General features: G+C 46.5%; 16 protein-coding genes, 1 pseudogene and 1 riboswitch. Of the genes and pseudogenes, 5 read left to right on the top strand and 12 right to left on the bottom strand.

Going from position 1 to position 20,267, the window contains the following annotated elements; translation table 11 throughout:
* Positions 1-126: 126 nt before the first annotated feature.
* The 3 genes from ACFQ3J_RS19315 (at position 127) to ACFQ3J_RS19305 (ending at position 4,356) form a co-directional block, all read left to right on the top strand.
* Positions 127-417: an ArsR/SmtB family transcription factor gene (locus ACFQ3J_RS19315; protein WP_076314842.1), complete on the top strand. Its 291-nt coding sequence runs from the start codon at positions 127-129 to the stop codon at positions 415-417.
* Complete coding sequence (locus tag ACFQ3J_RS19310) at positions 414-2,996, top strand: FAD-dependent oxidoreductase (protein WP_251583731.1); 2,583 nt, start codon at positions 414-416, stop codon at positions 2,994-2,996. The genes ACFQ3J_RS19315 and ACFQ3J_RS19310 overlap by 4 nt, the downstream gene beginning before the upstream one ends.
* Positions 2,997-3,333: 337 nt before the next feature.
* Positions 3,334-4,356 carry an LLM class flavin-dependent oxidoreductase gene (locus tag ACFQ3J_RS19305; protein ID WP_251583730.1) on the top strand — a complete coding sequence of 341 codons (1,023 nt, stop codon included), beginning with the start codon at positions 3,334-3,336 and terminating at the stop codon, positions 4,354-4,356.
* A gap of 172 nt (positions 4,357-4,528) precedes the next feature.
* Here the strand turns inward: ACFQ3J_RS19305 and sdaAA are convergent.
* The 6 genes and pseudogenes from sdaAA to ACFQ3J_RS19275 form a co-directional block, all read right to left on the bottom strand.
* Positions 4,529-5,426: pseudogene (gene sdaAA / locus ACFQ3J_RS19300) on the bottom strand (L-serine ammonia-lyase, iron-sulfur-dependent, subunit alpha).
* Complete coding sequence (gene sdaAB / locus ACFQ3J_RS19295) at positions 5,416-6,108, bottom strand: L-serine ammonia-lyase, iron-sulfur-dependent subunit beta (RefSeq protein WP_251583729.1); 693 nt, start codon at positions 6,106-6,108, stop codon at positions 5,416-5,418. The pseudogene sdaAA and the gene sdaAB overlap by 11 nt, the downstream one beginning before the upstream one ends.
* 202 nt (positions 6,109-6,310) lie before the next feature.
* A riboswitch (glycine riboswitch) is annotated at positions 6,311-6,422 on the bottom strand.
* A gap of 626 nt (positions 6,423-7,048) precedes the next feature.
* Positions 7,049-7,807 carry a phosphate ABC transporter ATP-binding protein PstB gene (gene pstB, locus ACFQ3J_RS19290; RefSeq protein ID WP_091159412.1) on the bottom strand — a complete coding sequence of 253 codons (759 nt, stop codon included), beginning with the start codon at positions 7,805-7,807 and terminating at the stop codon, positions 7,049-7,051.
* A gap of 39 nt (positions 7,808-7,846) precedes the next feature.
* Positions 7,847-8,743, bottom strand: coding sequence for a phosphate ABC transporter permease PstA (gene pstA / locus ACFQ3J_RS19285; protein WP_091159783.1), 897 nt, complete (start codon positions 8,741-8,743; stop codon positions 7,847-7,849).
* On the bottom strand, positions 8,743-9,675 hold the full coding sequence (gene pstC / locus ACFQ3J_RS19280) for a phosphate ABC transporter permease subunit PstC (RefSeq protein WP_091159411.1): 933 nt from the start codon (positions 9,673-9,675) through the stop codon (positions 8,743-8,745). The genes pstA and pstC overlap by 1 nt, the downstream gene beginning before the upstream one ends.
* 159 nt (positions 9,676-9,834) lie before the next feature.
* Positions 9,835-10,782 (bottom strand): phosphate ABC transporter substrate-binding protein, encoded by a 948-nt coding sequence (locus ACFQ3J_RS19275; protein ID WP_091159409.1) that lies wholly within the window; start codon positions 10,780-10,782, stop codon positions 9,835-9,837.
* 322 nt (positions 10,783-11,104) lie between these two features.
* On the opposite strand from ACFQ3J_RS19275, the gene ACFQ3J_RS19270 reads away from it, so the two are divergent.
* On the top strand, positions 11,105-12,004 hold the full coding sequence (locus ACFQ3J_RS19270; RefSeq protein WP_251583728.1) for a LysR family transcriptional regulator: 900 nt from the start codon (positions 11,105-11,107) through the stop codon (positions 12,002-12,004).
* A gap of 114 nt (positions 12,005-12,118) precedes the next feature.
* Here ACFQ3J_RS19270 and ACFQ3J_RS19265 read toward each other — a convergent pair whose 3' ends face one another.
* The 4 genes from ACFQ3J_RS19265 to ACFQ3J_RS19250 form a co-directional block, all read right to left on the bottom strand.
* On the bottom strand, positions 12,119-13,849 hold the full coding sequence (locus ACFQ3J_RS19265) for an alpha-amylase family glycosyl hydrolase (protein WP_251583871.1): 1,731 nt from the start codon (positions 13,847-13,849) through the stop codon (positions 12,119-12,121).
* Positions 13,850-13,854: 5 nt separating this feature from the next.
* Complete coding sequence (locus ACFQ3J_RS19260; RefSeq protein WP_091159406.1) at positions 13,855-14,697, bottom strand: sugar ABC transporter permease; 843 nt, start codon at positions 14,695-14,697, stop codon at positions 13,855-13,857.
* Positions 14,694-16,034 (bottom strand): carbohydrate ABC transporter permease, encoded by a 1,341-nt coding sequence (locus ACFQ3J_RS19255; protein ID WP_091159779.1) that lies wholly within the window; start codon positions 16,032-16,034, stop codon positions 14,694-14,696. Before ACFQ3J_RS19255 ends, ACFQ3J_RS19260 begins: the two co-directional genes overlap by 4 nt.
* 149 nt (positions 16,035-16,183) lie before the next feature.
* Positions 16,184-17,476 (bottom strand): sugar ABC transporter substrate-binding protein, encoded by a 1,293-nt coding sequence (locus tag ACFQ3J_RS19250; protein WP_244533398.1) that lies wholly within the window; start codon positions 17,474-17,476, stop codon positions 16,184-16,186.
* A 591-nt stretch (positions 17,477-18,067) separates the two neighbouring features.
* Between ACFQ3J_RS19250 and ACFQ3J_RS19245 the strand changes: the two genes are divergently transcribed.
* Positions 18,068-19,105, top strand: coding sequence for a LacI family DNA-binding transcriptional regulator (locus ACFQ3J_RS19245; RefSeq protein ID WP_091159404.1), 1,038 nt, complete (start codon positions 18,068-18,070; stop codon positions 19,103-19,105).
* A 223-nt stretch (positions 19,106-19,328) separates the two neighbouring features.
* Here ACFQ3J_RS19245 and ACFQ3J_RS19240 read toward each other — a convergent pair whose 3' ends face one another.
* Together ACFQ3J_RS19240 and ACFQ3J_RS19235 are read right to left on the bottom strand one after the other, a co-directional pair.
* A complete protein-coding gene (locus tag ACFQ3J_RS19240; protein ID WP_251583727.1) occupies positions 19,329-19,592 on the bottom strand; it encodes a hypothetical protein in 264 nt (87 codons plus the stop codon).
* Positions 19,544-19,882 carry an RNA polymerase sigma factor gene (locus tag ACFQ3J_RS19235; protein WP_091159402.1) on the bottom strand — a complete coding sequence of 113 codons (339 nt, stop codon included), beginning with the start codon at positions 19,880-19,882 and terminating at the stop codon, positions 19,544-19,546. Before ACFQ3J_RS19235 ends, ACFQ3J_RS19240 begins: the two co-directional genes overlap by 49 nt.
* Positions 19,883-20,267: the final 385 nt, after the last annotated feature.

Here is a 20,267-nt window from a genome sequence, read left to right as displayed (position 1 = left end):
CATTTAAATTCAGGGTTGATTTATATATCAATATATCGTAATATAACAATATAGTGACTCAGAAAATATAAATATTCGTATACACATTGTCATTATCTTGAAGACCTTACGAGGAGGCGGTTATCAGTGGACAATAATATCAAAATATATAACGAAATGGCCGAGTGCCTGAAGGCGCTTGCCCATCCGGTTCGGCTATGTATTGTAAGGGGACTGCTTCAGAAGGGCAGCTGCAACGTCAGCTACATGCAGGAGTGTCTGGAGCTGCCTCAATCGACAGTCTCCCAGCATCTGCAGAAGCTGCGGAGCCTTGGCATCGTCGAGGCCGAACGTCATGGACTCGAGGTTACTTATTCCGTAAAAGATCCCAGAGTTAAAGGGATTATTGAAGTATTTTTTCAGGAGGAAGAGAAATGAATAAAAAGGTAATTATCGTTGGTGGCGTTGCTGGCGGCGCTTCGGCTGCTGCGCGGCTGCGGCGGCTGGACGAAGCAGCACATATCATCATGTTCGAACGGGACGAGTATATTTCATTTGCGAATTGCGGCCTCCCCTACTATATCGGAAATACGATTCAAGACCGCTCCAAGCTGATTGTACAAACACCGGAAGCGATGACCAAACGGTTTAATCTGGATATACGCACTCGAAGTGAAGTCATCTCGATAAACCCGACCGCCAAAAAGGTAACGGTTAGAAGCTTAGAACGTGGAACCTATGAGGAGAGCTACGATGCACTAGTACTCTCACCAGGTGCCAGACCGATTCGTCCGGAGCTTCCAGGCATAGAGCATCCGCATATCTATTCCGTACGCAACATTCCGGATACCGATCGGATTAAGCAGCAGGTCATCTCCCCGGACACCCGCTCTGCAGTAGTTATAGGCGGAGGATATATCGGTGTGGAGATGGCTGAGAACCTGAAGCTGGCTGGTCTTGAAGTGACACTCGTGCAGTCTGGGCCGCAGATCATGAATTCCTTTGACCCGGAAATGGCGGGTATGCTGGCAAAGGAAATGGAAGAGCAGGGTGTGCAGCTGATTGTTAATGATAAGGTGCAGTCATTTAAGGAGCACGGCACTCAAGTTGAGGCTCTACTGGACAGCGGCGAGACGCTCCATAGCGATATCGTCATTCTCGCCGTAGGCGTTGCACCGGATACAGGGTTCCTGACAGGAAGCGGCGTCAAGCTGGGTGAGCGGGGTCACATTCAGGTGAACGAAGCACTTGAGACCAACGTGGAAAGCGTCTATGCCGTAGGAGATGCTGTCGAGATTCATTCGAGTAACGGGAAGACGGCCATTCCTCTTGCCGGACCGGCGAATAAGCAAGGAAGAATTGCGGCTGACCGCATCGCAGGCTTAAGCACGACATATAGAGCTTCTCAAGGAACCTCTATCATTAAAGTGTTTGATATGACAGGAGCTCAAACCGGGTTAAGCGAGAAAACATTGAAATCGCTCGGGCTACAATATCACGCTGTTTATATCCATCCCAATGCTCATGCTGCATATTACCCTGGGGCATCTCCCCTTACCATGAAGCTGCTATTTGATCCGCAGGGCAAGATTCTGGGTGCTTCAGCGATCGGCCGTACTGGTGTAGATAAACGGATTGATGATATCGCGGCTGTGTTACATTTTGGAGGCACGGTCACCGATTTAACCGAGCTAGATCTCGCTTATGCTCCGCCTTTCTCATCGGCCAAAGATCCTGTCAATATGCTCGGATACGTCGCAGAGAATGTAGTAACCGGGAATACAGCGGTATATGTGAGTGAAGATTTACAGAACCGAAATCCGGAGACTACAGTTCTCGTGGATGTCAGATCGGAGCTTGAGCATCAGAACGGTCACATCCCTGATTCCGTTAATATTCCGGTCGATGAGCTGAGAGATCGTTTATCCGAGCTGGACCGCAATAAAGAAATTTGGGTGTATTGCCAAGTGGGACTTCGGGGATACACATCAGCCCGCATCCTGCAGCAGCATGGATATAAGGTACGTAACCTGACAGGAGGATACAAGACGTATATGATGAGCAAATTTGAGCCCAAAAAGCCGGAGTCATCAGGGGCAAAGGAAGTAAAAGAACAAGAGCCATTCACCGCAACTGGACAGCAGACTGAGTCTTCGACTACTGGATTAGAACCCGAACCGGGTTCGTTATCCGCTGTGACATCATCCCCTGCCTCTGTTCCGTCTGTTGATAAGACAAGTCCATTGCCAGAAGGAAGCCGCATCCATGCTGATATTAAGCTCGATGCCTGCGGCTTGTCCTGTCCTGGACCGCTCATTGAAGCGAAGCAAGCGATGGACCGATTGGAAGCAGGACAAATCCTGCATATTACCGCTACCGATCCCGGATTTTACGAGGATGTGAAGTCTTTTGCCCGCATGTCAGGTCATACGGTGCTCGCTGTAGACAAGCACTCGAACGGCGAAATTAGCGCTCGTTTGCAGAAGGATGGTGCGAATTCAAACACTTCGCCTTCACAACAAGCCGAGACTCAGGCAGCCGCAAGACCAGAAGGGACAACGATGGTCGTATTCAGCGGCGATCTGGATAAAGCGATCGCTTCCTTCATTATTGCAAACGGTGCTGCGGCGAGCGGCAAGAAGGTTACTCTGTTCTTCACCTTCTGGGGGCTAAATATTCTTCGGAAGACCGAGCCGGTTGATGTGAAGAAGAATTTCATGGGCCGTATGTTCGGAATGATGATGCCAAGAGGAAGCCGTAAGCTCCCACTCTCCCGTATGAACATGCTGGGTGCAGGCTCCAAGATGATTCGCGGTGTGATGAAGAATAACAATATCTCCTCACTTGAGGAGCTGATGGACACCGCAGTCTCTCAGGGCGTTGAGCTTGTCGCTTGCCAGATGTCGATGGATGTAATGGGCATCCAGCAAGAAGAGCTGATTAATGGAGTGAAGATCGGCGGTGTCGGATACTATCTCGGACAAGCCGATCAATCAGGCATCAATTTGTTTATATAAATCATACAACAACCGGAGCAGAATTCATGGGAAGAGAACCAGAAATCTGCTCCTTTCTTTATCTACTTCATCTCTTTTTTCCGCTCTATGGAGCCAGCTTTTTATTGCATGCATGCCATGACCTTAAATTACGCATAACTAATATGAATCCAGGCTACTATATTGGTTCATCTGTATCGGGATTTTTGCATAATAATCAATGGATTGTTCTTTTTATGGTTTATGCAAAATCCATATATCTATAATTTATGATATAATGAAAATGCTATTCTTTTTTGTACCCATCTCGAGAGATTAACGATATATTTTTATCTACAAGGAGGCTTACTACAAATCAATGACTACTGAATCTACATCCCATAAGAAATTACAGGAGATTCCCTTCTCCATTCTAGATCTGGCCACGGTAACAGAAGGCTCTAACATCAGCAGTGCGCTGAAGAACTCCCTTGAGCTGGCTCAGCATGCAGACGAGCTTGGTTATAACCGTTTCTGGCTGGCAGAGCATCATAACATGCCGGGGATTGCAAGCTCTGCAACTTCCGTAGTTATCGGCCATATTGCAGGCGGGACGAAGCGTATTCGCGTCGGCTCTGGCGGTATTATGCTGCCGAATCATGCTCCTCTTGTCATTGCAGAACAGTTTGGCACGCTCGAATCTCTGTATCCCGGAAGAATTGACCTCGGTCTCGGACGCGCTCCGGGCTCTGACCAGCTGACATCTCGTGCCCTTCGCCGCGGACCAGGAAGCGACGGTCAGGACTTTCCGCAGCGCCTTGAAGAATTGCAGCACTTTTTCAAACCAACTTCCACCTCATCAATGCAGGTGCATGCATATCCAGGGCGTGGACTGGATATACCAATCTGGCTGCTTGGGTCAAGCGGATTCAGCGCTGAGCTTGCGGCTCGCAAAGGTCTGCCGTTTTCTTTTGCCAGCCATTTCGCTCCAGACTATCTGCTGCCTGCACTGGATTACTACTATAACAACTTCCAGCCTTCTGAAGTGTTAGAGGAGCCTTATGCCATGGTCGCTCTGAATGCTTTTGTAGCAGAGACAGATGCAGAAGCGCACAAGCTTGCGACTTCACATCATAGACAATTTTTGAATATGATCCGTGGGCGCTTCGGTCTCATGCAGCCTCCGGTTGACGAGCTGGACTGGAATATGCAGGAGAAAGCGATTGTGAAAGGGCAGCTCCGCTATTCCGTTATGGGAGACAAGAAAAGTGTTCGTGATCAACTGAATCAAATGCTGGAGCAAACCGGCGCTAATGAGTTCATTGTAACCAGCCCGATCTATGACCATCAGGCAAGATTACACTCGATTAAACTACTTAGTGAAATATTTAATCAAGCGTAATAACGCCCGCCCAATAAAGAAGCCAAGACGAAACAGGGATTCACACGAGTTCCCTATGCATTCGTCTTGGCTTCTTTAATCATCGTTCATTGTTACACAAGAGATATTCCACTGTGCAGTTCAACATATGCCTCTGGCACACCGCACATTATGCCAGTTCCCCGCATTGCTCTCAATCTGCTGCTTTCTTAGGCGCGGTCTTCCCCTTCTTCGCGTCTGCCAGCTGTTTCGTCAGCTTCTTGCCTGTTGGCGTCTGGGCGAGTCCTCCCTGGGCCGTCTCCCGATGACGGCTTGGCATCGCGCTTCCCACTTCGAGCATGACATCGATCACTTCGTCAGAAGGAATCGCACTCCGCACTCCTGCGAGGGCCATATCTGCTGCTGCAAGCGCTGTGACCGCTCCGAGTCCGTTCCGTACAATGCACGGAATCTCCACCAGCCCTGCGACTGGATCACATATGAGTCCAAGCGTATTTTTAAGAGCTAAACCGACCGCATGCACGACCTGCTCCGGTGTTCCGCCGCGAAGCTCAACCATTGCCCCCGCTGCCATCCCGATCGCTGAACCGACTTCTGCCTGGCATCCACCTTCTGCTCCAGATATGAAGGAATTATTAGCAATGACATAACCAATCGCTCCTGCAGAGAACAAACCATTAACCATATGCTCGTCATCCCATCCAAACCGCTCCTGTGCACTTACGAATACACCCGGAATTATACCTGCTGATCCCGCGGTAGGTGTTGCTACAATTCTTCCCATGGAAGCATTCACTTCGGACACGCCAAGTGCATAGGCCATAGCAAGTGTAGATGCATCACCCGAACAGCTCTGATTGTTCTGCAAATAATGGCGCACCCGCTGACCGTCTCCTCCTGTCAGACCACTGCGCGATGTTGTATCCTCGTTCATTCCTTTATGCACAGCCTGCTTCATAACCTGATAATAATCCGCCATCTGCTGCACAACCTCAATTTCTAGCGTTCCGGTCTCCTTCACTTGCTCTTCAATCATCAGCTCAGCCAGCCGTACAGATCGCATTCAGATCCTTTAAATGCTTAAACCGCATCCGTATCGTCCCCTTTCTTCAAATCAATGACCTTGATATCAAAAATATGAGGCAGGGACTTCAGTCTCATGAGTACATCCGATGCCGGTACCGTGTCTGTCTCCATCGCTGTGAGCGCTTCACCATCCCGGCCTTTGCGGTCGACTTGCATGAACCCAATATTGACGCCGGATTCACTGATCGCTGTTGTTACCGAAGCTATAACTCCGGCTTTATCCGAATGCCTGAGCACAACCGCAGGAAAATCACCTGTCAGCTGCACTCGAAAATCATCCAATAAAGAGACGGTAACGTTCCCTCCACCAATGGAAGCTCCCACCATCGTGCAAGTTCGTTCTCCTGCTGACAGCTCAAATTTCACGGTGTTCGGATGTGCCGCCGGAAGACCGCTCGTTACGAATTCATAATCCACTCCCAGCTTCTCAGCCCACTCCTCTGCATCCGGAATTCGCTCATCATCGGTAGCCATATTCATAAGTCCGCTGATTAGCGCCAGATCTGTTCCATGTCCTCTATAAGTGTCGGCAAAAGAGCCGTATAATATCATCTTCGCCTTCTCCGGTCTCGTCCCAAGCCACTGCCGGGCGATACGCCCAAGTCTAACGGCCCCTGCCGTATGGGAGCTGGACGGTCCCGTCATTGCCGGCCCGATAATTGAGAATACATCCTTGAACCTTGTCATCTTAACTCCCCATTTCTCATCGTTCTAACTTATTCTGTGCAGAAATATCAGTTCTTCCACGCAAAAAAAGGACAGAGTAAGGGCGTACATCCCCTCTCTCTGTCCTGGTACCTGAAAGTTTCGTCAGAAGTGGCCGGCGCATAGCAATCGCCCTCACTCTCACTTACCCCTTTGGCGGCGCATCGGCTCTCTCCAGAGTTGCGTCGAATCAAGGTTCTTCTACCTGAGAGATTCTGCTGTATAAGCCGGGTGCTTATCAGCTTGCTCCTTCGGTGTCACATGGTTTCCCACGTGATCTCTCCCATTGATCTTCATCCGCTGTCCTATTCTTTTTTTGTACTGAATCAATTTCCAACTCACTATAAATAGATTAATCGATAAGCTGACTACATGTCAACAAAAGTAACGATCCAACCTTATATAGAGCAGCATAATGTTACTTTTTCTCACACCATAAAGATTTTTTCAGATTTATTCACTACTTGAATCAATTTATATTTATTTCTAATGAGTTGAATCAATTTCATAATACCTTTAGTTGCTTAAATCAAGAGTATATATAGATCAAAATGATATAAAATTGATTCACTTCTCTTAAGATATATTATGCGCATTCTTTGTTATTCGCTTATACATCTAACCCTGTTATACCTGTCATTATAGAGCAATTACATTGGGCTGATCTATAGACTTAGCTTCATCAAAACAGCCACTTCTCGAACGGAGAAGACTAATCAACCAGAGCACCAACGACAGGAGGACAAGCACGATCGATACTGTAAAATACGCCGAGCACAGCGATACTTTTTCTGTATGAATCTACTGAATCCCACTCTGTAATAGCCTGTAGAACTGACACTATGCAAAAAAAGCACAGCTTCGACTTCTTAAGCCGTAAGCTGTGCTCATCTGATCATTATGAATTCTCGATAATCTCCGATCAGCCGAAACGTCCCATAATATATTCTTGAGTCGATTGGTTCTCCGGATTAGAGAAGATTTTCTCCGTTACATCACGTTCCATGAGATTACCCAAGTAGAAGTACGCTGTAAAATCTGAAATCCGGGCTGCCTGCTGCATATTATGAGTAACGATAACGATACGCAGATCTTTTTTGAGCTCGGTAATCAGCTCTTCAATCTTACCTGTGGATACCGGGTCTAGTGCCGAAGCCGGCTCATCCAGCAGCAATATCTGCGGCTCTACCGACAGGGCGCGAGCGATGCATAGACGCTGCTGCTGTCCACCCGACAGGGCCAGGGCAGAATCGTTAAGACGATCTTTGACCTCGTCCCACAGAGCGGCACGACGCAAGCTTTTTTCCACGATTTCGTCCAGATCCTTCTTCCTCTTGACACCGCGGTATTTCGGACCAAACGCAACATTGTTATAGATCGATTTATGGAACGGGTTTGGCTTCTGCCACACCATTCCGATGTTCTGCCGAAGCTTGATAACATCTGTGCCTGGCGCATTCAGGTCTTTGCCGTCCATCCATATATGACCTGTAACGCGAGCCCCAGAAATCTCATCATTCATTCGGTTCAAGGATCTCAGGAACGTGGATTTACCGCATCCAGAAGGACCAATCAAGGCAGTTACGGTATTCTTGGGGAACTCCATGCTGATTCCCTTCACCGCTTCTTTCTCGCCGTAAAAAACACTCAGATCCTCTGTGCTAAAAGGTTGTTGTGGCATTATTCAAAGTACCTCCCTATATACAAAAAGCCGATTCTACTAGTTCATACGCTTAGCCGCTGTCAACTTGCGATATACAACACGTCCAAGCCAGCGCGCAAGCAGGTTAAAGATAAGAACGAGGATAACGAGAACGGCCGAAGCTCCTGCCGCAATCTCAAGCGCATCAGGCGCAAGCTGCTCACTGTTGACTTTCCAGATATGCACGGCTAGTGTTTCTGCCGGACGCATCGGATTCAGCGGTGATCTTTCGCTGAACGGATTCCAGTCCGTAAAGTCAAGCGGCGGACTACTCATGCCGGCTGTATACATCAGCGCTGCGGCTTCACCGAAGATCCGTCCGGCAGCAAGAATCGTACCCGTGATCATGCTAGGCAGCGCAACCGGAAGCAAAATGGAAGTAATGATCTTCCACTTGGACAAGCCGAGTGCAAGACCGGCCTCCTTCTGCGCCGTCGGAACGGAACGGAAGGCCTGCTCTGTCGTACGTACCATCAGCGGCAGATTAAATACGGCGAGCGCAAGTGCACCGGACAAGAGTGAGAAGCCAAATCCAAAGGTGTTAACAAGTAATAGCAAACCGAACAAACCGATAACGATGGAAGGGAAAGAGGATAGTACTTCAACAACCAATCGTATAAAGTTAGTAATCTTGCCTGGTTTCGCATATTCCGCCATATAAATACCGGCTCCCCAACCGAGCGGAATGGTAATGATTAGAGTCAAGATAAGCAGGAACACGGAGTTAAAGAGCTGCGGCCCAATTCCGCCTCCGCCCCGAAGATTTTGCGGCCGGCTGGTAAGGAAGTCCCAGCTGATATGGCTAACGCCGCGAAGTATAATATAACCGATCAATCCCACCAAGATCGCGATAATAAATACAGCGAAAGCGATGATGATGCCAGTGGCTAATTTATCGGCTGTTTTTGGTTTCATCATACCTGGTTTCTCCTTTCAAGCAAACGCACCAGTAAGACGAACAAGAAGGTCATGATCAGCAGCACAAGTGCCATACTCCACAACGCATTGTTGTGAACTGAACCCATTGCAGTGTTACCCATGCTAAGCGTAATTACACTCGTTAGTGTAGATGCTGACTCCAGTAATGAAGTTGGTACAAATGGAGCGTTACCGATAACCATCTGTACCGCCAGAGCTTCACCAAATGCACGCGCCATACCGAGCACGACACCCGTCAGAAGCGCAGGAAGCATCGTCGGAATGACAACACGGGCAATCGTTTGCCAGCGAGTAGCTCCGAGAGCATAGGAGGATTCACGGAGTCCTCCAGGAAGAGACGTAATCGCATCTGCCATAATACTTGTAATTGTCGGAAGAATCATGACGGATAAGACTAGGCATCCTGCAAGAATACCAACCCCTGTACCTCCAAAGATCGAACGCAGTAATGGAACGATGACACTCAAACCAACAAAACCATAGACAACCGATGGAATACCGGACAGGAGCTCAATGGCTGGCTGCAGAATTCGCTTGCCTTTACCGGGTACTATTTCGGTCATGAACAGCGCCGCACAGAGCGCTAATGGACTTGCAATCAGTGCTGCCAGAATTGTAACAGCGAAGGAGCCGACAATGAATGGCAGAGCCCCGTAAGAAGCCGGATCAGATGTCGGGTTCCATGTTGCCGATGTAAAAAATTCTTTGACGCTTACACCGTTAACAAAGAAGGTAGCAAGCCCTTTGGAGGCTACAAAAAAAACAATTGATACAATGACGACGATAAGGAAAACTACACAGATGGAAGTATATATTTTACCGATCCAATCCTCGTAGAAATGCTTCTCCCGCTTGGGACGAGACTGTTCACCGGATTCTAGCACCGGCTCCCTCTTCGTTAGACTCATCTAAACCATCCTTTTGAATCATTTTAGTATAATTTGTATATCTTGCCGTTAACCGAACGAAAGAGGTCGGGCAAATTTGCCCGCCTCTTCTCATTAGGTCATGTATGAAATCATTATTGAGGAATCCTAGATTTCATACCGCTTAATTCGTATTCAGCATTATTTTTCAGTGATGTTACCTTCTACGTCACGCTCAACTTGCATACCGCTAACTGGAATGTAACCAAGCTCTACAACATAAGTGTTCTGAACTTCGTCAGAAACCATGTAATCAAGGAATGCTTTTGTTACTTCATTTGGCTCACCGTTCGTGTACATATGCTGATAAGCCCACACTGGATATTCACCAGACTCGATGTTTTCTACAGTTGCTTCAATACCTTCATACTTAACTGCAGTCAGTGTATCATCCAGATAGGACAATGCTAGGTAGCCGATTGCACCAGGAGTTTCAGTTACAAGCTTCTTAACGTTACCAGAAGATTCTTCTTGAATCGATCCTTCAAGGTCAGGAGCCGCTGCGCCAAGCGCGTATTTCTCAAATGTAGCACGAGTACCAGAGCTTGCAGGACGGTTAATAATCACGATATCTTGATCCGCTCCACCAACTTCGCTCCAGTTCGTCACTTTACCATTGAAGATGTCGGACAGCTGTTGCTTAGTCAGATCTGTCACGCCTACTTCTTTGTTTACTACAGCTGCCATACCAACTACTGCTACTTGATGGTCAACGAGTTGTGCTGCTTGATCAGCCTCAAGCTTCTCTTCAGCAAATACGTCGGAGTTACCGATGTCTGCTTGCTTATCAGCCACTTGTGTAAGTCCAGTACCGCTACCGCCGCCTTGAACTTGAACTGTAATGTTCTCATTACCTTCAATCGTCATGAAATCTTGTGCAGCTTGGTCAACAAGCGGCTGAAGCGCTGTAGATCCTACTGCAAGCACGGAACCGCTAAGCTGTGTTGTTTCTGTGTTGCCATTAGAGCTCCCTGCTGGGTCTGTATTTCCAGATCCGCTCGTATCTGTACCTGATCCGCAGGCAGCGAGTACGACGGTCATCGCTAGTGTAGTCATCATTAAAGGTAATTTCTTAACTCTTTTGAACATGTTAGGTTGTCCTCCCCCAATTTGTGTGTGGTCTTATTTGTGTTCACCACTTACATTACTCATTTTAGTGGTGGTGCATCATCTTAAAATTTATCCTTTGTTAAATGTGTATTAAATATGTATACACAAAATCTATTAAAGCATATAATAAATCTATGATAGATATAAAGAAGTGCGCCTTTTTTCCTGTAATCCTCCTTATAATGAACTAAATTATGATCTTATATTCCAAATGTTGCGTCTATTTTTGCAAGATTACTATATATAGATGTTAAAAATTCGTTTACAAAAGTGATAACTTCAAGCAAGGAGGAACCTCGTAATGAATTTAATTAAATTTCAGATTCTCGTGTTAATAGATAAATGGAACAAAGTTACGGATGTCGCCAAGGAGCTTGAGATGAAGCAGCCGACGGTTTCTTTTCATATGAAGAGCCTTGAGAAGGATATGGGGACCACTCTATATATTGCAGCAAGGGGCAGAATCATGCTCACAGAGGCGGGCAAAGCCATCCTGCCCTATGCCAAGCAAATGATAAATCTGGATCAGACCGCACGGCGAACGGCACAGCTGTTCAGTGAACTGAATCAGGGAAGTCTTCAGATCAAATCTGATCCCATGGTCTCAAACTATTACCTTCCCGGTCTTATCGCCGAATTCGCGGATCTATATCCTGGTATTCGTATTTCAAACCGCTTGTTTAATGAGGTAATAGATCCAGGCAGCGAGGAGAACTTTATTACGGCCAGGTTGGACAAGCTGGGCAAACCATTAGAAGAAGCGTCTTCTGACAAAGTTTTGATCCATACAGATGAGCTGATTCTCCTCGTCCCCGAGAACCATCCCTTTACACACGAGTCAACTTTGCATCCTGGAGACCTAAGCAAATATATGTTTGTTAATTATGAGAGCTGCGGATGGATATCCGATCGAATGGAGCGCTTTACGCAGATCACGGGTGCCCATCTATGGGAGAGAGTATTTGCTGCGACACCCGAAGCAGCTGTAAACATGGTTGCTGCAGGCAAAGCGATTACTTTTTTTCCGGCAAGTGCTGTACTTTCGAAAAATAGAGGAGTTGTGAAGCTCTCGATCCCTGGTCTCTCTAAGGAAGATGTCACTATGCACATCACATTATCTAAAATGAATGAGCTCACACCGGCAGGCCAACAATTTTGGTCTTTCCTAAGTAAGAACCACAGGAACCCAAAGGCTCTTTAATCCATATATAAGAACATGGGCGTCATTACAATGAGAAAGGCCCTCTGCTTAGCACCTGGTCAGAGAGATTGACTCAGCGCTCAAGAAAGGGTCTTTCATCATAATATATGTGAATTATTTTAAAATGGCTGAAGTATAAGGTGGCAGCGTCAATGTCTGATCTGCCCACTTCGCCTCCGCATTTGTAGCATGTACAAGCTCGGTATACTTCACTTCTGAGTCGTTCAGGACAACCTGTCTCTCCTCTTTAGAGAGGTTATGAATGATCAGCACTTGCTCTTCCTCTGCTGCCCTGACATACCCTAACAGCTGATCGTCATCCAGATCGAAATCGGCAATCGTCCCATCTGTGAGGGCTGGGCTTCCATTCCTCCAATCGATCAGTTTACGATAGTGAGACAGAAGGGATAAGCTGTCCGGCAGCTGGTCTTCGACACTTACAGCAGCCTCGCCCAGATTATGCTTCGGTGTCTGCCAGGTCGTCTGTCCCTCACCAGCCTTCGCTTGATACCATAGCATCGGCTCACGAATCTGCTCATCCGGCTTAGCGCCCTCCATCCCGATCTCCTCACCATAATAGATGAACGGATTACCGGGAAGGGTCAATAGGATGGATGCCGCCATTTTTGCATGATCTTCCGATCCGCCTAGCTGACTCATAACGCGATTCTGATCGTGATTGGCCAGAAAGACTGCATCAACAAATGCTCCTCCGGATTGTTCATTAAACAGCTCATAATTCCGGGCTAGCTGTACAGTAAACCCACCGTTCGTCTCGCTGGTCACCGTACGAATGATTTGATCTGCCAACCCAAAGTTAAATCCCGAGTCAAATGCACTGTCCAAGTAAGGCGCTACGGAGACAGGGGAGTTCTCCCATACCTCTCCCACAATATAAGCATCTTCCTTGACCTGATTCATGGCCGTTCTGAATTCCTGCCACCAAGAGACATTCTTCTCCGTTGTTTCTGTGCTGCGGTCACTCTGCACATCCTCGTAAATATGCTTCGCTGCATCAAGCCGGAATCCGTCAAAACCAAACTCCAGCCAGTGCTGACCGATCTTGAGCATCTCAGATCGAACTTCTTCATTGTCAAAGTTAAGATCCGGCATTCCACTCCAGAAAGTCCCCAAATAATGCATGCCTTCCTGTTCGTGCCAAGCCGGCCCACTGCCTGCGGCACTCATCCCTGAAGTATTCTCACCCGTGTCCTCTGCCCAGCTGTACCAGTCACGGTATTCACTGTCCGGAGATATACTCGATTCTTTAAACCATGGATGCTCTGTACTCGTATGATTGACAACCAGATCCATGATGACCTTGATGCCCCTTTTATGTGCTTCTTCCAGCAGACGCTTCAAGTCATCCTTCGTTCCATAATCGGGATGGACATCGTAATAATCCGTCACATCATATCCGTGATAGCTGGGAGAGGGATTGATTGGCATCAGCCATATCCCTCCCACGCCAAGATCCTGTCCGCCAGGCTGACCATCATTTAAGTAGTCCAGCTTCTGCGTAATCCCGTTCAAATCTCCGATCCCATCTCCATCTGAATCATAGAAGGAACGAACAAAGATCTCATAATAAACGGTTGACGGCTGTTCAAGGGTGGCGAGTTCAGCGTTACCTTGGCCTCCTGCTTCAGCTTCCTCGGCAGCAGCACTCCCATCAGAATTCTTCTGCCCAGCTTCGGCATCTTCTGTAACGGGCTCTTCTCCATGCGGCTGCTGTCCTATTCCGGCTCCTTCACTACTGCACGCACCCAGCATGCCAGCTATCAGGAGAACAATGACGGGATATGCAAAGCGTTTGCTTAGCCCTTGCAGATAGCGCGGCGACATAGGCCTCACCCTTTCGTTGCTCCTGCAGTCAAGCCATCCACCAGGAAGCGCTGCAGGAACATGTATAGGAGGGTAATCGGCAGAGCTACGAGAACAGAACCTGCCGCGAACAGTGTAAACTCGGTACTCGTGTAGCTGTTTACCAGCTCATACAAGCCGACAGCCAATGTCCAGTTTTCACGTGAGCGCAGGATCAGTCTGGCAAAAATAAAATCAACCCATGCTCCGCTGAATGTCATCAGGGAAATATACGTAATAATCGGTTTGGATAACGGCAATATAATAGAAACAAAAATTCTCATGTGACTCGCTCCATCGAGCAATGCCGATTCCTCAAGTGCACGCGGAATGGTATCGAAGAAGCCCTTCGCTACAAACATACCGAGTGCTGCACCCGAGGTATATACGAGGATAAGAGCCCATGCTGAATCGAGCAAATTCATTTGCAGCAGCATCACGTATACAGCAATCATACTCATGAAGCCTGGGAACATCCCAAGAATCAAGATGACTGACATTGCCGTCTGACGTCCTTTGAACCGGAAGCGAGACATCGCATATGCAGTAAGCACTTGGATAATCGTTCCGAGCACCATGCTCGTGACAGCAATCTTCAGTGTGTTCCAGTACCACTGGAGAAAAGGAATATCCTTGTCTGCCTGCGGCATAAACAGATCTATATAGTGCTGCAATGTAAACTGTTCAGGTATGATCGTTTCACTGTATAAGGAATCCCCGACTTTAAAGGAAGACATAATAATCCATAGGGCGGGATATATACATACGATGGCGATCAGAATCAGCAAAATATAACTAAAGGTGAGCTTAATCCGTTTTTTTCTCTTCATTGAATCATATCCTCCTCTTTAAACGAACGGCTTCTGCGATAGTTATAGATCGAGAACGAGGCGATGATTATGAATATTAGAATACCGATCGCAGATGCAAAGTTGTACCTTTGATTATCCAGCGTCAGCTTGTAAAGCCACGTTACGAGAAGGTCTGTACTACCCGCAAATGCATAGTCACCGTTCGCCGGAGCACCTCCGGTCAACAGGAAGATTACGTTAAAGTTATTGATGTTGCCCGCAAACTGCATGATCAGAATTGGCGCAGTCTGGAATAGTACAAACGGCATTGTAATGTTGCGGAATTTCTGGAATGCGGAAGCACCATCCACCTCTGCCGCTTCATACAAATCCTTCGGAATAGCTGTAAGCACACCAAGCACAAGAATCATCGATACCGGAATACCAATCCACATATTGACGAGTATGACGGTGACTTTGGCCATGAATGGGTCATTGAGCCACGGCAGCCCGCCGAGTCCCAGCATGCCTAAATACTGATTGATCGGTCCAAATTGAGAATTGAACAGGTTCTTCATAATCAACAGCGAGATGAACTGCGGTATCGCATAAGGAATAATAAAAATGGTGCGCCACATGGTCTTGAAGCGTATTCCATGCTGCTGAATAAGCAGCGCAACCAGGATACCTCCGAAATAAGTCGTTACCGTAGCAACAATTGCCCAGATAATGGTCCAGATCAATACGCCAAAGAAGGTATTGCTCCAAGCTGTCAGCGTAAAGAGATTCTTAAAGGTATCGAAGCCGACCCAATCCACCAGGTTCTTCGGCGGAATATGGTCGGGAGCGGAATAATTCGTGAAGGCCATCAGAACCATGAACAAGATCGGTAATATAGTAAAAAAGAGCACACCGATGGTCGGGAGCGACAGCAGCAGGTACGGGAACCCTTTGTCCAGCAGCTGCTTTACCGTTTGGCGGAAGGATGGTGCCTGATTCCCTTGATCGCGGAGCTGTCCGATACGATGAGCATCCTTGATGTTTCCAATGTAAAAAGCAATAAGAAGCACGAAGTATATCAGTGCCACGAGCCCATAGATCATCATGAATATGGAATGATCACCCGGCACATTTTGATATAGACGTCCTACCTTCTCCATTCTTGAAGGTGAATCTCCCAGTGTTACGAGCCCCCATAGATTGGCTCCCAGCTGTGAAATAATCAAATATATACTAATGACTTCGACTAGAAAAAAGATTGCGCCTTTTACCCATTGTCTGTGATACCACTGCCCAAGCCCCATGAATACAGCTGATAAAATAGCGCCTGTGCGGGCATGGCTGCCCGAAGCCGACTGCGGCTTCCCGGTTGACATCATTACCGGTGATTGTCCTCTACTCATGTATGGTCCCAGCCCTTCCTTCCGATAGATGGTATGGAGCCACCGCGTGAAACTTATTTTACTAAAGTCTCTCGCGATGGCCTCTTGTCTTTTTCTACATATTGATCTACGTAATCTACCTATTAAGAACCTGTTTGAATGTTGCTCTTCATTTGCTCTACCATGCTGTCCATAGCTGCTTTAGGATCTTTATCGTTGTTCCACAGCTCGGACAGAGCAGCTTCCATTGGGGACCAGAACTGTGCCATAGCCGGGATGGAAGGCATCGGAATTGAATTCTCGAATTGTGCAAGGAAGGCAGAAGCGATCTCATCGCTCTTCACCGCTTCACTTGCGGCAGCTTCTGTATTTGCAGGAAGTGCACCTGTCATTTCAAAGTTCTTCGTTTGGTTCTCTGCATTCGTAATAAAGTCAGCGAACAGTTTAGCAGCATTCGGATACTTCGTATTTGCATTTACAAAATAGCTCTTCACGCCAGAGAACGGCTTCATCGGCTCACCATTAGGCAGGCTTGGATACACGCCAACTCCGAGATTAGCTACGCCTTCCTTCAGAGAACCCACATCCCAAGGACCAGATACGTTCATAGCCAGCTTGCCTTCAGTGAACAAGGATTTGCGGATATCCCCGTTAATGTTGGAAGAATTGAGCGGCAGAATTTCTTTCAGGCTCTGCATAAAAGTTGCTGCCTCGATACCTTGTTCATTGTTCAAGCCGATATCTGTAGGATCTGTGCCGTCACTTCCAAATACATAAGCGCCATAACCGCCAAAGAACGGGAATGCGTTATAACCATTACCTACATCCCACATAATCGCAAATTTATTGCTCTTCGTATCATTAAAGGTGCTTGCGAATTCCTTCACACCGTCCCAGTCAGCAGGAACAGCTTCAATCAGATCTTTGTTATAGAATACGGCCGTTGTTTCAACCGATTTTGGATAACCGTACAGAATTCCGTCATATGTCAGAGCATTAACAGCAACTTCGCTGTTTCTCGCTTTGGTTTCTTCTTCAAACCAGTCATTCGGCATAATAACTCCTGCAGTAACCCCTTGACCGATCTGGTCATGCACGCCTGCGAATACGTCAGCGCCTACACCGGCAGGTCCATCCGTTACCATCTGGCTCATTGCCTTGTCAGCTCCAAGCTCAGTGAAGGTTACTTTGACTCCATGTTTCTCTTCAAATGCTTTGCCCACTTCTTCAATAAATGCTTTCTGATCGCCGCCATCCCATACGGTAAGCTCAGCACCTTCTTCAGGAAGCAGCTCCTCTACTTCAGCAGGAGGTGTCTCTGCCCCAGGTGCAGGTTCAGTTTCAGCCGGTGCATTGTTACCCGTACCACATGCAGCCAAAAAGACCGTCATGGCAAGCGAGAGTGTCATAAAACTAAATTTTTTACCTTTTTTCATGTGTAAATCATCCCTTCCCCTTTTTGTTCTGCATGCGCTTAACCCGATCAAGCTCCTGTTCAGAAATATTTGGATTTCATACAAATGTTTGCGCTTATGATATTTTTGAAACTATTGTGCAAACGTTTGTCCAAATAGTTAGATGTATTTCCTCTTTAGATAGGCACTTGAATCAAAATACAGAGGATATTGATAAAAATCAGGCTAAGTAAGCGCTTTATCAGCAAGCTAATCATAACCGAGAATTCAAATTTGTTAAAACGTTTGCATAGAGCATTTTCAGCCATAATTGACCATTTATATAAAATTAACACTTAATATCTCCGTTTTCCGTTTCTATGCTACTATTTACTCATGTTTTTGAGTTCGCCACTTGTAAATCCTAGGTATTATATACCAAAATTTTTATGTAGTTATGATCGAGGGTAAGAATATAATGTGATTTATAGCCTTTTTCAGGGCATTTAACCAAATGAACTCATTTTTGATGGAGTTCTCATCAGCGGACAAAAAATCTCATTTACAAATATGCAATTCATGGATTAACATAATCGGTAAAACGCAAACGGTTCCACGGAGGAGGTGAAACAAATGGCGGTAACGATAAAAGACGTGGCAAAAATGGCAGGGGTCTCACCATCCACGGTATCCCGTGTTTTGTCCGGGCATCCAAGAATCAGCCAGAAGACAGCCAGTAAGGTTCGTACGATTATGACGGAGCTGGGCTATCATCCGAACATGATGGCGAAAAGCCTAGTATCCAAGACAACCAAAAGTATTGGTGTCATTTTGCCCAAACCGGCTGAAGAGCTGTTCCTTAACACCTTCTTTATGGAGCTTATTCGTGGAATTGTGTCCCAGGCCAACAAATCAGGCTACGATATTGTAATCAGCTCGGGAGCTAATGAGCAGGAGGAAGTGGAAGCTGTCGGAAGACTGGTCCATGGTGGACGAATTGACGGCGCCGTTCTGCTGCACTCCAGGCAAAATGATCCCGTTGTAGAATATTTGCATAATCTAGACTTCCCATTTGTACTTGTGGGACGGAATGAACTGTATCAGGATGTATTATCTGTGGATACTGACAATGTACAGGCCGCCTATGATGCAACCCGGCATCTGATATCTTTCGGCCATGAACGCATAGGCTTTGTCAGCGGTCCCAAGAACCTGATTGTCTCCAAAGACCGTATGAAGGGTTACAAAAAAGCCATGCATGAAGCCGGTCTCTCTACCAAATCTGAGTGGATTGTCGAAGATGATTTTCTGCAGGAGAGCGGGTATCGTGCCATGTCATTTTACATGACGCTTCCCGAACGCCCAACAGCACTTGTCGTCATTGATGACGTGGTGAGCTTCGGTGTTCTTCGCGGGTTAAATGAATTAGGCTATAAGGTCCCCGAGGACCTATGTATTGTCAGTTTTAACAATAATGCAGTCTCAGAACTGTACAGTCCTCCACTAAGCAGTGTAGACATCGGAATATATCATCTTGGATATGTAGCGTCACAGGCACTCATCCAAGCCATTCAGGGAGATGATAAGTCGCTATTCTGCAAGCGCCACATCATTCCGCATCGTTTAATGGTTAGGCAATCTTCAATGCATACCGTGATGAGAACCACATAAGCTTTACGAAACACATGAACCTCTACACGTGGAATCGACATCAGTTCAAACGTTTGCATTAGTGTTGACAACTTGTGATCTATATTGAAATCAACTTATGAGCTAGCATGCTCATTTGCACTATTTTACTGTAGTAGCGCAAAAAATAGTGTACCCGCAGTCCTCCCGGGCAGCGGGTAGTTCGTGCTTCATTGTAACCAACATAATGACTACACTTCCTCTTCTACTCCTTCTCTTCTGACCCTTCCTTCTCGTTATTCTCCTCTTTATACAGTGTGCTGTTCCTGATGAGTTCAATTAATTCCAGCTTCATGCTCTGCAGCGCATCTTCCTTCGGCATCGGAATATACCGGCTCAGAATCCGCATATCTTCTTCGAACATTTCGATGATGCGGGTCATACTGTCCTCGTCTCCTTGCTTAACGCCTGCTACCAGCCTTAGGAACTCATTCTCTGGGATATGCTCTGGATCGATTTTCTTTTCCATTTGTTCACCGCCTGCTGGCTTATATTCATTCGTTTAGATATTTCTGCTTCACTATGCCCTTCTATATAGAAGAGCCGAACCACTCGCTTTCCTGTCTCTGAGGGAATCAGCCCCAGCAAATATTCAACGTACAGTTTAGAATCTACCTCCTGCTCTAGAGAGCTTGCAGACAAATGCACATGCTCATGCATGATCGGAATCTCCCTGCGGCGTTCCGAACGGGCCCGATACCCGAGACGCCATGCGATACGTTTAAGCTCCTGTTGATAATACTGAACTGTCTGATCCATACCCATTCCACCTTTCATATTTATTAAAATAAGAACGTGTGTTCCTATTTTTATGCACATTATAATCTATCCCCCTCTTTCTTCCAAGTCCCAAAAAAAGAGTTCTAATCTCCTACCGCCAGAACATACAGCTGCTTGGTTGTTCTTTCTTGATTTTTCGCATAATCCTCGGTGTAGAAAAAATGTTTTAAAATTTTTTTTTGGATAATAGGTTGTAAAAAGAACGGTTAAAACTCCTTTATAAGTGAATCAATTTCATAACTCATTAAAAAGGTGATTTCGAAACTATATATAGACAAATTAAATCGTTTTGATCTATATATACCCTTGATTTAAGCAGCTAAAGGTAATATGAAATTGATTCAAGTGAACAACAAAAAATAAC

Origin of the sequence: Paenibacillus provencensis (assembly GCF_042678545.1) — a bacterium.
Lineage (GTDB): Bacteria > Bacillota > Bacilli > Paenibacillales > Paenibacillaceae > Paenibacillus > Paenibacillus provencensis.
This window is presented reverse-complemented; position numbering and strand designations above follow the sequence as displayed.